We start from the raw sequence: 12,984 nt of genomic DNA, 5'->3' as shown, positions 1-12,984 counted from the left end.
TGCGCAGGGGAGGATGAAGCCGCCTCCCTTATCCTCCCCTGCGCAGCGGGGGAGGTGGCTGGCCGCAAAGCGGCCAGACGGAGGGGGCCCTTATCCAACCCCAAACCACTCCGGCGTATAATACGCCCGATGCCGCCCTACAGCCTCTTCCGCCCCATGCAGGGCTTGCCTTGGTACCTCGTACTGATCTGGCCGGTGATCTATTTCCGGATCCAGCGCCTGATGGACTGGTTCCAAATCAATGGCGGCCCGGGCTCGCAAATGTTCTGGGGCCTCAGCAAAACAGGCCACGCCGTCCTGATCCGTGCATCCGACGATCTATCCGGGCATCGTTCGGACAGTTTTCGGGCTCCGGTCTCGCCTCGGCTGAGATTCGCCCTGGCCGACGAAACAATCAGCCCGTGTCCCCTGCGCAGGCAGGGGCGCGGGCGTGCGACTGGCCGGGATTCGCCGCCCCTGCCTGCGCAGGGGACACGGGCTTACTTGCTGCCGCTGCCGCATACCTGACCCGGAACCAGCTCCCGAAAAACAGCCACCACCCCGCAAGCGCCCTCACAGGCGCCGCACGCGCAGCGACTTAAGCCGCCACGACCCGCTCATCTGCCGGTATGGCCTTCAGGATGAACCCGCCGCCGAGGATTTGTGTCCCGCCCGTCGGATCATAAAGAACCGCCGCCTGACCGCGCGCCACGCCTTCTTCCGGCTCATCAAACCAGATCACCGGAATATCGCCCTGCCAGCCAAGCCTGCCCAGCACGGGTGGCCGCGTTGACCGCACACGTACCAAGACGGGCGCGCCAGCATCGGCCGCAGATTCAAGGCTTCCGGCGCCGAGCCAGTTCAGCTCTTCCAGCAGCAGGCCGGAGGTCATCAGCGCCTCGCGCGGCCCGACAACAACCCGCCGGTTCGGCGCATCGATCTTGACCACGAACAAGGGCTCGCCCACGGCCACGTTCAGCCCGCGCCGCTGACCGATCGTGTAATGAATAACGCCTTCGTGCTGCCCAAGGACGCGTCCATCAAGGTGCACGATATCGCCGCCGCGTCCCGAGCCGGGCCGCAGCTTCTCCACGACTTTCGCGTAGGACCCTTCCGGCACGAAACAGATGTCCTGGCTGTCGGGCTTGGCCGCGACCGGCAGGTTGAACGCGTCGGCCAGTTCGCGCACTTCCGTCTTCGGCAGGCCGCCGAGCGGGAAGCGGATATAGTCCAGCTGCTCGCGCGTCGTGGCGAACAGGAAGTATGACTGGTCACGGCTCGCGTCTGCTGCGCGGTGCAGCTCCGGCCCGGCTTCGCCATCCGTGCGCCGAATATAGTGCCCGGTTGCAAGGCAATCGGCGCCAAGCTCCTTCGCGGTGCGAAGCAGGTCGGAGAACTTGACGGTTTGGTTACAACGGATGCACGGGATCGGCGTCGACCCGGCAAGATAGGTGTCGGCGAAATCTTCCATCACCTGCTCGCGAAAACGGCTTTCATAATCCAGCACATAGTGCGGAATACCGATCTGGTCGGCCACATTGCGCGCGTCATGGATATCCTGGCCGGCGCAGCAGGCGCCCTTCTTCTCTATGGCGGCGCCATGATCGTAGAGCTGTAGTGTGATACCGATCACGTCATAGCCCTCGGCTTTCAGCATCGCAGCCACGACAGAGCTGTCGACCCCGCCGGACATGGCGGCGACAACCCGCGTATCAGCGGGGCTTTTCGCAAATCCGAGAGAGTTCACGCCGCCCGTCCAGGCAGCGGTTTTGGTATCTGTCATCTCATACTCCCACCGGGTTCAAGGCCCGGAGCAGCTTCAGGAACGGCGTATATAGCGCGGGATCGCGGAAATTGCGAGGGCTGACCTCAGAACCAGGCCCGGACACCCGCCACGAAGACTGCGCGATCAGTGTCCTCGCCTGCCGCCTCAAGATAGTCTGCCGTCCCGCCAAAGCTGCCCTGCCATTCAACGCCGAGATAGGGCGCAAACTCGCGAATGATTTCATAGCGCAGGCGCAGGCCCGTATTGAGGCTGGTCAGACCCGAGCCGGTTTCGAGTTCAGGAATTTCCTGAGCCGAAAGCTCCGCTTCCACGCGCGGCTGAAGGATCAGGCGCTGGGTGAGGCGGAATTCATACTCCGCCTCCATGCGCGCCGTCACGTCGCCCTCGCTGCTCAGGAAAGCTGCGGCATCCACTTCAAACCAGTAGGGCGCGAGACCCTGAATGCCGAGCACGGCATGCGTGCGCCCCTTAGGCTCAAGATCGTAACGCACGCCGCCCTGAAAATCGAAATAGGGCGAGATAGCATGCGACCAGAGCGCCTGAACCTCGGCCTCTTCAAGCTCGTCACTCTCCAGAGAATAGTCGCCCTCACTCTTGATCCAGAGCTTGTTCACGTCGCCGCCATACCAGGCATTTCCTTCCCAGACGAGCGTGTCGCCTTCGTCAGATGATTGCACTTCCAGCCTGTCAGCCATGACATAGAACTGGCGCGTATCGCCATGATGGTCGAGCACATGATGGCGCGCGTGAGCCATTTCATCGGCATCGAAATACTGATCTGCCATGGACCAGGGCGGCGAGGTCTCTTCAGCGAAGACAGGTGCCGACGCTGAAACAGCAAAGATAAAAAGCGCCAGAGTACGGATCATCGCTTCATGTCCTCTTCGCTCATGGCATCATGATCCATTTTGGAGTGGTCCATCTTCGAATGATCCACCTCACCCTGAGGCATGGATGAATGATCCATGGTGGAATGATCCACCATCTCATGCCCCTGATGATCCGCCATCGGCATCGCCTCTGCCGGCAGGATGGTCACGACCTGCATCATCCCCGCTGCCATGTGGTAAAGCAGGTGGCAGTGGAACGCCCAGTCGCCGACATGTTCGGCAGTGATATCCACAGACACCTTGTCCGCCGGCTTCACGATCACGGTATGCTTGCGGGGCAGGCGGCCGCTCGTTTCAGCGCCGGGAATGACGAGGTCGAAGAACATGCCGTGCAGGTGGATCGGGTGAGGCATCATCGTGTCATTGATCAGGGTCAGCCGCACACGCTCGCCCTCATGAAAGCGGATGGCCTCCGTCACTTCGGAAAACTTCACGCCGTCAAACGACCACATGTAGCGTTCCATATTGCTTGTAAGGTGCACGACAATCTCACGTCCCGGCGCGCGCGTATCGGGGTTCGGCTCAAGGCTGCGCAACTGGCTATAGGTCATCGTCCGGTGGCCGACATCGTCAAGGCCAATGCCGGGCTCGTCCAGCCGGCTCATGGGCATGGCCGCAATATTCGCAACGCCCGGGCCCGTTTCGATATCGGCTTCCATCGACACCATCTGTACGGCGGGGCCGTGCGGGTCAGGCATCACGTGGCCCATCGCAGCGTGGTCCATCTTGCTGTGATCCATGGTGACATGATCCATCGCCGCGGGTTCTTCTGCGCCCATCTCCATCGGCCCATGGCCCATGGCCGCATGGTCCATGCCCATGTCCTTCATCGAGAGCGTTGGCACGGCACGCAGCTGAGGCACAGCGGCCCGCATGCCCGGCTTCGGCCCGAGTGTCGCAACCGCCTGCCCCGACCGGTCAATCGACTCGGCGACGAACGCGAAGGCCTCGGCGACCTGCGGCGTCACGATGACATCATAAGTCTCCGCCACACCCATCTGGAACTCGTCCACTTCGAGCGGCTTCACGTGCTGGCCGTCTGCCTGAACGATTGTCATAGGCAGGCCCGGCATGCGCACATTGAACAGGGTCATAGCCGAGCCATTGATGATCCTCAGGCGCACGCGCTCCCCCGGATTGAATACCATGTTGAAATTGTCCGCCGTCGAGCGACCATTGATCAGGTAGGTATAGGTCGGCGCGCCAACGTCGGCGATATCGCGCGGCGACATGCGCATGGCGCCCCACATGGCCCGGTCGTCCAGCGCTTTGCCGAGCCCTTCTGCCGATACGTCGTGCAGGAAGTCACCCACGGTGCGCTGCTGGAAATTCTGGCTGTCCGAGTGCTTCTTCAGTTTGGCAAACAAGCGCTCCGGCGCGCCATAGGTCCAGTCGCTCAGCACGAGGACATATTCCCGGTCATAGGCGACGGGATCCGCGCCCTTGGGGTCGACGATGATCGGTCCGTAATGGCCGCTCTGCTCCTGCAGGCCGGAATGGGAATGGTACCAATAGGTGCCGTTCTGCGGAACGGCATATTCATAGCTGAACGTCTCACCGGGCCTGATGCCGGGAAAGGACACACCCGGTACACCGTCCATCTGGAAGGGCACGAGCAGGCCGTGCCAGTGGATTGATGTGTCCACATCCAGCGTGTTGGACACGTTGAGCTTAATCTCGTCGCCCTCACGGAAGCGCAGCAGCGGTCCCGGCACAGAGCCGTTGACGCCGGTTGCTTCCGTCGCGCGCCCATTGATGCGGACAGGAAACTTGCCGACAGTCAGGTCGAACTGGTTCCCTTGCAGCATGGGAATGCCGAAATTGCCTTCACCGGACGTGCGCGCCCAAGCGGGGGCTGCAATGGCGCCAGTGGCCATTCCGGCAGCAGTGTATTGCAGAAAGCGGCGTCGATTGAACATGGGCAGCCTCGCGCGGTCAGGAATCGGGATTCCCTCCCATATAGAGTGATTACCCGTGACCGGCAAAGATACCCTGCAGGGGTATTTGGTCACATAGCAGTGATCAGCGGCCGCCGCCAAAGACGCCGGTCCGGACATTGTAGTCCACCGCCAGCGCATAGTCCGGATCGTCGTCCGCATCGATCATCAACTGCCCGGCCCGTTTCAGCAGCTTGTGACAGTCATGGCTGAGGTGGCGCAGACGCAGGGTCTTGCCCTCGGCCTCGTAGCGCGCCGCGAGGTCCTCGAGGGCCTGCAGGGCGGACTGGTCGACAACGCGGCTGCGTCGGAAGTCGACGATCACGACATCCGGGTCGGTTGCCGGGTGGAAGAGATCAGCGAAGCTGTCTGTCGAGCCGAAGAAGAGTGGGCCTTCGATCTCGTAGACATGTGCGCCGGGCGTCCGGACACTGTCGCGTTCGATGACATGGATGCGCCGGGCATTGTTCCAGGCATAGGCCAGTGCCGAGACGATGACGCCGACCACGACGGCTGTCGCGAGATCATAGGCAACGGTCACACCGGTCACGAGCACGATGACGAACGCATCCATCAGCGGGATACGCGTCATGATGCGAAGGCTCTGCCAGGCGAAGGTGCCGATCACGACCATGAACATCACGCCGACCAAGGCTGCGAGCGGGATGCGCTCGATCAGGCTGGAGCCGACCAGGATGAAGGCGAGCAGGAAGAGCGCAGCGGAAACACCCGACAGGCGCGTACGCCCACCAGATTTCACGTTGATCATCGACTGGCCGATCATCGCGCAGCCGCCCATCCCGCCGAAAAAGCCGGTGACGACATTGGCCGTGCCCTGCGCCAGACATTCCTGCGAGGCGCCGCCGCGCTTGCCGGTAATCTCGCCGACAAGGTTTAGCGTCAGCAGGCTCTCGATCAGGCCGATGGCGGCGAGGATCAGCGCATACGGGAAGATAATTTCAAGTGTTTCGAACGTCAGCGGCACAGTGGGAACAGCAAAAGGCGGCAGGCCGCCCTGCACGGAGGCAAGGTCGCCTACGGTCGGCACATTGAGACCAAAGCCGATGACGATGCCCGCGACAATGCCGATACCGGCAAGCGGCGCCGGAATGATTTTGGTCAGTTTCGGCATGCCCCAGATGATCGCCATGGTCAGTGCGGTGAGACCCAGCATGATAACCAGCGGCGCGCCGTCCATCCATTGTCCTCCGGCAAAGCCGTGACCCGCCGCCTCGCCCGTTCCCGGCACCTTGAACTGGCCAAGCTGGGCCAGGAAGATCACGATGGCGAGCCCGTTGACGAAACCAAGCATGACCGGATGCGGCACGAGGCGCATGAACTTGCCGAGCTTGAAGATGCCAGCGAGCAATTGAAGCACGCCCATCAGAACGACGGTCGCGAACAGGTATTGCGCACCCATGTCGCCCACGCGCGGATCGTGCACCAACCCGACCATGACGACCGCCAGTGCGCCGGTTGCGCCGGAGATCATCCCCGGCCGCCCGCCGAACAGGGCCGTGATCAAGCCAACAATGAACGCTGCGTACAGGCCGACAAGCGGGGCGACACCCGCCACGAAGGCAAAGGCCACAGCTTCCGGCACGAGCGCCAGGGCGACGGTCAGGCCAGCCAGCAGTTCGGTCTTTACGCGCATGGGTGTCATGGCCGACAGGCCATTGCCTGCCCAGTCGGCACGCGAGATGCGATCGGCGAATGCCGCGAATGTCGATTTCACCATGTCTGGGGCCTGCCTGTATGTTTCAGCCGTAAGGAGGTGTGCCCCTCATACAGGCATCATGTGGCATTGCAACGCTGGGGCTGAGGGCCGTTCAGGCGGCTGAAGCGGCTGCGTTGGCTGTTCCCGCAGCGACCCAGGCGCCGCGGAAGTCCCTTGCCGGCTCAAGCTTTTCGGTCAAACCGATCAGGCCTTCGCCCTGCCCCAGCAGAATGAGACCGCCCGGCATGAGCTGGTGGGCGAGGTTGTCGATAACGGAAACCCGCGCCGAACGCGCCATCCCCGACAACACGTTACGGCAGATGATGACGTCGAACTTGCCGAGGCCGGCAGCACTTTCCAGCAAGTTGTGCTGGCGGAAGCTGACATGCCCCCGGAGAGCTTCGCTGGCTTCCCACTGCCCGGTCTCAAGACGGGTGAAATGCTTGGTCAGGCGGTGTATCGAGAGACCCTTCTGTATATCATAATGGCCGTAGCGGCCGATCCGGGCTTTCTCCGTCGAGACTTTGCAAATGTCAGTCGAGAGGATTTCGATCTTGGCGCCGCGAAGGGCCGCCGGCAGTTCGTCTTCCAGCAGGATGGACAGCGAATAGGCTTCCTGACCGGTCGAGCCGCCTGCAAACCAGATTTTCAGGCGTCCAGTGTTCGAGGCCTTCAGGCGCGAAGGCAGCACCTCGGCGAGTACACGCTGCAGCGTTTCGCGCTCGCGAAAGAAGCGCGTGTCCTTCGACACAAGGGCGGCGGCAATTTCAGAGATGAAGGCGGGATTGGCGCGGGATTTTATGCAATGGACCAGATCTTCCATCGATCCGAAGCCTTCGCGGCGCGCGATCGGCGCCAGACGGGCCTCGATAAGGTAGGCCTTGGATTTAGGAATCGACGTGCCAGCACCCTTCAGGGCCAGATCCGCCAATTCGTTAAACACCTCGTCCTGCATATCCCGCTCCGCAACCGGGCTTCTCTAACCCTTAATCCTTACCAATATCGGCGCTTTTATTAAGAAATCTTTCAAATAAGGCCGACTTCTGCAAACTTGCTTTCAAGAATATCAGCGTCGAACGGCTTCATGATGAACTCATCTGCGCCCGACCGGATCGCTTCATTGATGTGTTCGGCGTCATTCTCAATAGAGCAAAACACCACGAGCGGTTTCTTGCCGCCCTCTTCCCGGCGCAGGGCACGCAGGAAATCGAGACCGTTCATGACCGGCATGTTCCAGTCCAGCAGCACGGCATCAGGCATGCTCTCGCGGCAGGCTTTCAGCGCCTCTGCGCCATCACCCGCTTCCCGAACATCGAATTTCAGGTCCTGGATGATACGGGCGGCGACTTTCCGGACGACGCGTGAGTCATCAACGATCAGGCAGGATTTCATGGTCTGTCTCCAAAGGCGGGCGAACGCGTCAGGTTAACAGGTGCCCCAGGAGCGTTAATAAATCGCTGCCGGCGGCTGATAAACCCGGATATCCCGTATTCACCCCTCCGCCCGTATCTGTGTGGCCATGATGATCGCCACGTCGTCGCCTTGCTTGGCGGTGATTTCACCTTCCAGGCTGTCGCAGATCATCTTGGCAAACAGTGGCTGGATATTGTCGGGCTTCCAACCGTCTTCCGGTTCGATGCCCTGAACGGACCTGGCAGCCTCATCCTTGAGCTTCACCCGTTCACCGCGGCTCGAAACCGTCATGGTCATGCCCGCAGCCTCGTTTCGCACGCGTGCGTTAATAACACCGCCCCGTGGCAGCGTGTCGATGGCCATCATGATCAGGTTCATCAGTAGCCGCGCATGGGAATAGCTGAGGTGGTCGGTCGCAATATCCCACTCAATGCTGGGCTTCAGGCCGTGGAGGAAGTTCTCCGTGATCTTCTTGAAGTCGTGCATGTCGGCTGTGCCAGCCTGCAGCCCGAGTGAACCATAGGCGTAGCGCAGGAACTGGATCGTCGCCGCCGCTTTTCTGGCACTGCTGCGGAGCAATTCCTCGAACTGCTCGTCCATTTCGGAATCGCCCGGTTCATCCAGCATCTCGAGAGCGCTGGTGACGCCTGAGACGGGAGACACGAGGTCATGGCAGATACGCGACGCGATGAAGGCTGAAAGCCGTGCAGGATCGATCATGGAAGGTCCAGCCCGTTGTTTGAATGCGAATGTCCGCAAAATCGAGTGAGCCGCGCCTCGTGTCAATCAATCGGGTATGAAAGTCTTGCAACAGGCTGCATCAATCCTCGGGCGTGTCAGGTCGATCGATATCGTCATAGCCATGCTTCGCACTGTGGAAAGATAACAGAAAGAGGCCCGCCGAGAGCGCCAGCGTGAACACACCGCCAGCGATATAGGCGCCCCAGCCAAGGCCAGTGACTTCCACGCCCATACCCTGCCAGAAAAAGGTCAGCCCCCACAGCACGGCTGCGAGGGCTGCAAAGGCTATGATGATAACCAAGACCAGCTTGCGGGACATCGGGTTTTCTCCTGTCCCGCCGCCGGGCAATGGCTACACTATTTCTGTTTCCAGGCGCCGGATTCGTCCATGTAATACTGGCCAGCCGCCGTCTTGGCGATCTGCTTTTCGCCCGTCACACGGGCAACTTGAGCAACCGTTGTGCCCGTTTGCTGGGACAATTGCTCATACAAAGCGCGTCGCTTGTTGTTGATTTCCTGGACCTTACGGACCACGGCGGGGTCAGCCGAGCCAACAACACCCAGGTAGCCGTCAATACGCTCACCCACCTGGCCTGCGGAAATGGCGGCCTCAAGTTGGGGGTCAGCCGCGTGGGCCGCAGGCGCACTGACAATGGCCAGCGAGGCGATGCTCAATGCGATAAAGAGATTTTTGATCATGTTCATGACTATATCCTTCCGTCGCTATTCAGGAAACAGGTCAGGGTTATTGGAGATCAGGTCTTCGACTTCCTTGTCGAGCTTGATGCGCACTTCCTGATCGATCTTGACGTTAAGATTGATGGTAATCGGCTTGTCGGATGGTTCGATGCGGATCGTCGCCGTGCAGGCCGACGCAAGGGCTACGCATCCAACTAGAAGAATTGTCTTTGGCGGGGTCATCAGAAGGGGGACTCCTTTCATTCACGCGCGAACATGACACGGTTCGCCTTAACGTCAATCGATCAGACGGTTGCCTGTCATTCAGCTTCAGTCTCCGGCTTGGACTTGGCCAGATCGACAATGATGTCCACGAACTTGTCCTGCTGGGTCGCATAGGATCCGCTTTTCACAAGTTCTCCGAGCTGGGAATCCAGTGTGAGATTGAACTCGAATGCCTGACCCTTTGGCATGGTGAGCTTCTTCCCGAACGCCAGCGGGCGCGTATTCTTACCCAACAGATGAACGCTCGCCACGGTCCGGTCCATCAGGTTGCCGGTCAAGCCGACCTCGAGAACCGAGAATTGCAGGTCTTTGAGCGCGTCAAAGGCCAGTTTGGCATTCGGGTCGCTCGCAGCCGCGGAGTCCACCGCGTCCCCCGTATAGGCGATGCGGCCACCATTTGCGTCAGCCGACAGCCGCGCGTCGCGCACCTGAACCTCATTATTGACGAAATCGACCGGGAAGCGACCACTGACCGTCCCGGTTGCCTGCACATCCGGAAGTTTGAGAACCGCAACGAGATCACTCAATTCAATGGCGTCGGCTGTGACCTCCACGCGCTGGTCGTCGCCCCCGAGCGTCCACTCAAGTGGCGAAAGCGCGACGCGTCCACCTGCGAAGGGGAAGTAGGCTTTCTCGATACCGATAATCTTGCCGTCGATCAGATGGAACTCGATATGCCCATCTGTCAGTGGGACGCCAATATTCATCGATCCAACCGTGACGACCTGTCCCCTGTCCGTCGTCAGCGCGAGAAGGTCGCTGAAGCGGATATGGCCATCGATTCCCGTAACCCGACCGAGGCGCGTCGTCTGGAAGCCGAAACTGCTAACCGTGACTTCGCCCGTTCCTGACAATTTCCCGGAATTGATGTCGATATCCGCTAGGGCAGACATGTCGCCTTCCGCGAAGGTGAACACGCCGCGCAGGCGCTCCGACAGCATGACGGGTTGCAGCCCGCCCGTGCGGAACTGGAGTGGCTTGGAACGGATCGCCGCCTTACCGGTCAGCTTTATGATGTCCATGTTCAGCGTCGTGTCCGCCACTGTTGCGCCACCTGCCTTGAGGCGTAGCGGGCCCGTCATCAAAAGCTGGCCGTCTGTAAGCGTAGCACTCAGATCCGATATAAGCGGCTGGTAGAGCGGATCATCGCGATAATCCTTGATCAGGACGCCATTGGCCTTCAGTGAACCAGAAAGACCGCCTTTCCCACTGTTCCCGTCAAAGGAAAAACTGTCAGCAGATACATTCGCGGGCACCAGCGTGCCGCCAAAACGAGTTGTCCCCAGACGCGCCGAAAGCTTTGGCGTGCCCTTTCCAGTCGCAATCCCCATGCGCAGGGCATCGCCTTCTATCGTCAACGTGCGATCGCCTATCGTGAGCGGCAGGTCGAGCGCCTTCGCCAGGACTGTCATTGCAAGCCCGCCCTTGGCGGACCAGTCTACAGTGGCGCTTGAAAGCCCCAGCGTTCCGGACGTTGATCCGGTCGTGAACGGAAGATGCACATTTCCGAGCGTCACGGCGCCTTCGGGATCAGAGACGTTCTCGCGAATAAAGCCTTTGCCTTGCGGGCATATGTCGAGACTGACCGGATCGGCCTTGATACTGCCAAACACGAAGCCCTCGCTCGATGCCTTGACGCATTTCGTGCCTTCCGGGGTCACCTGCCAACCAGCCTCGCCACGTGTGACATGGATGCCCGCATTGATGTCCGTGTTTTTGAGATCAACGCCCGACACCAAGCCGGCGAGCGAGAGCCGCCCGCGCGTGCGCAGGTCAAATGCATCTGCCGCACTCGACAGGCTGAACGTCGAAAGGTCGGCTGACACGGTCTTACCGCCTGCCTCCCATGGCTTCAGCAGCAAGTCATGCGCCTTGATGTCGAAGCCAGCCGCGCCCTGCTGCAGCTCATCAAGGCCCAGCTGGATCGTCGGGGCACCGCCGCCTGCAAGGCTGATATCCCCGCTCACCAACACTTCTTGACCGCGCACCGAAAGCCACGGACCATCCGTCCCCGGCACAATGCCCAGCCGCATGCCAGATTTTGTTGTCAGAACGGTCTCACCGCGGCTTGAGACAGATATGAGGTTGGCGCGGCGACCCGCGCTGAAATTCATTGTGAGATCGAAGTCGGAGAGAGCACGATCAATTGTCGACCGCAAAGCGGCGCCATGATCCGAGAAGACGCCCGGGAGGGTGACCGGCTTGGTGACCTTGCCGCGCGTTTCCGGCGAAAGCTGCGTCGCCTTTGTGGCGACGCTGCCTGTATATAGCAATGTACCCTCGGCAGACCGGCTAAGAACGCCGCTGGCAGAGACGTCTCCCGCCTTGCCTTGTGGCGCGACGGCCTGCCTGGCCTCGACAGCCACAGGGCCACCGATATTGCCGCCGTCACCTTTCAGGTCTGCTTCGATGCTGAGAGAGTCTGCCCCATAACCGCCGTAACTCGCCTTCTCGGATTCCACCACGATGCTCGCCCGCGTGAGGGCTGCCATGACAGCCTCAGCTGACAGGCTGGGGAGTTCCGTAAAAGCTGCAGCCCCATTCGTTTGCGTTGCGCGCAGCTCGCCACCGGGGAAGGCCGCCTCCGTGACAGAGCCCGTCCAGTTCATCTCCATCGGGCCTTCGCCGACATCAGCAGCGTCAATGGTCATTTCGAGAAGGGCATCCTTAACCGAGATGCCCTTTAGATTTGCCTGCTCCAGAGCGACATTCGCCCCGCCGGAAATCCGTCCCTTGTCAGCAGAAAGCGTCACCACACCCTCAGACCACTGAAATTCGGAATCTCGCGTTTTCAACGACACCGGGTCCACGACAAGATCGAGCTTGCCGCTTTGCGGGAAAGTCCCACTCATCGATACGGAGGCCGAGAGCTCACCCGCGTCGGTGGCGAGAAAGATACGTCCGTCTGTTATGTCGATGGCGGGCAGCTTGAGTTCGCTATTTTCCTTTTCACCGGACGAACCGGCAAGTTTTTCGAGCCCGTAGAATTTCACGCCCTTGTCGTTCAAGATGCCGCGTACGATTGGGCGGTCTATGGTAACGCCTGTCAGCTCCGGGCTGAAAAGATGCGGCCAACCAAGCCGCGCGCTCGCTTCCTGCGCCTCAAGTGGAACGTTGCCGCCTGCGCTTATCTTCAGCGCGCGGATTGTCGCTCCGCCAAAGCCCAGCTGCGTGAATTTCCCTTCACACGCGAGATTTCGGGCTTCGCACCAGCCGGCAAAGACTCTGTTAGCCATAGGCTTGCGCATCACCCATCCGGCCGCGAGCACGCCAACAAGCAGGACGACGACCGCCAGAACCGCCCAACGCCCCCACCGAACAGGCTCTAGCGGCGTTTCATCGACCGATTTGCCTACATTTTTGTCATCTGGTGTATTCACTGTGAGATCCGGCTTGCATCTTGCTAGTCCTGAAACCTAAAGTCCTAATAAGGCAAGAAGGCCAAATTTAGCGTGTTCTGGTTTCTTTAACACGCAAATGACAGAATGGATGCTTGTTCAGCCGCACCTGCTATAATGCGGGCGGAGGAACTCGGGAGAGACGGGACGTTACGCGTGG

At 60.4% G+C, this 12,984-nt stretch carries 12 protein-coding genes; 1 reads left to right on the top strand and 11 read right to left on the bottom strand.

The features are described from left to right. Positions 1 to 129: 129 nt before the first annotated feature. Complete coding sequence (locus V7651_RS08465) at positions 130 to 507, top strand: hypothetical protein (protein ID WP_335612903.1); 378 nt, start codon at positions 130 to 132, stop codon at positions 505 to 507. A gap of 70 nt (positions 508 to 577) precedes the next feature. On the opposite strand, the gene mnmA is transcribed toward V7651_RS08465, so the two are convergent. From mnmA to V7651_RS08410, 11 genes are all read right to left on the bottom strand, one after another. Further along, entirely contained in the window at positions 578 to 1,762 is a 1,185-nt protein-coding gene (mnmA, locus tag V7651_RS08460) for a tRNA 2-thiouridine(34) synthase MnmA (protein WP_335612902.1), read from the bottom strand. A gap of 86 nt (positions 1,763 to 1,848) precedes the next feature. Further along, positions 1,849 to 2,634, bottom strand: a complete 786-nt coding sequence (locus tag V7651_RS08455; protein ID WP_335612901.1) for a copper resistance protein B — start codon at positions 2,632 to 2,634, stop codon at positions 1,849 to 1,851. After that, a complete protein-coding gene (locus V7651_RS08450) occupies positions 2,631 to 4,574 on the bottom strand; it encodes a copper resistance system multicopper oxidase (RefSeq protein WP_335612900.1) in 1,944 nt (647 codons plus the stop codon). The genes V7651_RS08455 and V7651_RS08450 overlap by 4 nt, the downstream gene beginning before the upstream one ends. Before the next feature lie 103 nt (positions 4,575 to 4,677). After that, entirely contained in the window at positions 4,678 to 6,330 is a 1,653-nt protein-coding gene (locus V7651_RS08445; RefSeq protein ID WP_335612899.1) for a SulP family inorganic anion transporter, read from the bottom strand. 91 nt (positions 6,331 to 6,421) lie between these two features. After that, on the bottom strand, positions 6,422 to 7,264 hold the full coding sequence (locus V7651_RS08440) for a CheR family methyltransferase (protein WP_335612898.1): 843 nt from the start codon (positions 7,262 to 7,264) through the stop codon (positions 6,422 to 6,424). 71 nt (positions 7,265 to 7,335) lie between these two features. Further along, positions 7,336 to 7,701, bottom strand: coding sequence for a response regulator (locus V7651_RS08435; RefSeq protein WP_034738230.1), 366 nt, complete (start codon positions 7,699 to 7,701; stop codon positions 7,336 to 7,338). A gap of 99 nt (positions 7,702 to 7,800) precedes the next feature. Next, the gene (locus V7651_RS08430) at positions 7,801 to 8,442 is read right to left on the bottom strand and encodes a histidine phosphotransferase family protein (protein WP_035535985.1); all 642 of its coding nucleotides are present in this window, start codon (positions 8,440 to 8,442) and stop codon (positions 7,801 to 7,803) included. Between the two features lie 100 nt (positions 8,443 to 8,542). After that, positions 8,543 to 8,782 (bottom strand): hypothetical protein, encoded by a 240-nt coding sequence (locus tag V7651_RS08425; RefSeq protein ID WP_035535986.1) that lies wholly within the window; start codon positions 8,780 to 8,782, stop codon positions 8,543 to 8,545. Positions 8,783 to 8,820: 38 nt separating this feature from the next. Then, entirely contained in the window at positions 8,821 to 9,168 is a 348-nt protein-coding gene (locus V7651_RS08420; RefSeq protein ID WP_035535987.1) for a YdbL family probable chaperone protein, read from the bottom strand. A gap of 18 nt (positions 9,169 to 9,186) precedes the next feature. Further along, positions 9,187 to 9,384 (bottom strand): YnbE family lipoprotein, encoded by a 198-nt coding sequence (locus V7651_RS08415; RefSeq protein WP_335612897.1) that lies wholly within the window; start codon positions 9,382 to 9,384, stop codon positions 9,187 to 9,189. A 77-nt stretch (positions 9,385 to 9,461) separates the two neighbouring features. Continuing rightward, entirely contained in the window at positions 9,462 to 12,806 is a 3,345-nt protein-coding gene (locus tag V7651_RS08410) for an intermembrane phospholipid transport protein YdbH family protein (protein WP_335612896.1), read from the bottom strand. Positions 12,807 to 12,984 lie beyond the last annotated feature (178 nt).

The organism is Hyphomonas oceanitis, assembly GCF_036964545.1.
Classification (GTDB): Bacteria; Pseudomonadota; Alphaproteobacteria; order Caulobacterales; family Hyphomonadaceae; genus Hyphomonas; species Hyphomonas oceanitis.
This window is presented reverse-complemented; position numbering and strand designations above follow the sequence as displayed.

Bases quoted from the DNA above. Each gene is read 5' to 3' on its own strand.
- V7651_RS08440 (WP_335612898.1), bottom strand. From the start codon at position 7,264: ATGCAGGACGAGGTGTTTAACGAATTGGCGGATCTGGCCCTGAAGGGT.
- V7651_RS08415 (WP_335612897.1), bottom strand. From the start codon at position 9,384: ATGACCCCGCCAAAGACAATTCTTCTAGTTGGATGCGTAGCCCTTGCG.
- V7651_RS08425 (WP_035535986.1), bottom strand. From the start codon at position 8,782: ATGTCCCGCAAGCTGGTCTTGGTTATCATCATAGCCTTTGCAGCCCTC.
- V7651_RS08435 (WP_034738230.1), bottom strand. From the start codon at position 7,701: ATGAAATCCTGCCTGATCGTTGATGACTCACGCGTCGTCCGGAAAGTC.
- V7651_RS08455 (WP_335612901.1), bottom strand. From the start codon at position 2,634: ATGATCCGTACTCTGGCGCTTTTTATCTTTGCTGTTTCAGCGTCGGCA.
- V7651_RS08450 (WP_335612900.1), bottom strand. From the start codon at position 4,574: ATGTTCAATCGACGCCGCTTTCTGCAATACACTGCTGCCGGAATGGCC.
- mnmA (WP_335612902.1), bottom strand. From the start codon at position 1,762: ATGACAGATACCAAAACCGCTGCCTGGACGGGCGGCGTGAACTCTCTC.
- V7651_RS08465 (WP_335612903.1), top strand. From the start codon at position 130: ATGCCGCCCTACAGCCTCTTCCGCCCCATGCAGGGCTTGCCTTGGTAC.
- V7651_RS08445 (WP_335612899.1), bottom strand. From the start codon at position 6,330: ATGGTGAAATCGACATTCGCGGCATTCGCCGATCGCATCTCGCGTGCC.
- V7651_RS08420 (WP_035535987.1), bottom strand. From the start codon at position 9,168: ATGAACATGATCAAAAATCTCTTTATCGCATTGAGCATCGCCTCGCTG.
- V7651_RS08430 (WP_035535985.1), bottom strand. From the start codon at position 8,442: ATGATCGATCCTGCACGGCTTTCAGCCTTCATCGCGTCGCGTATCTGC.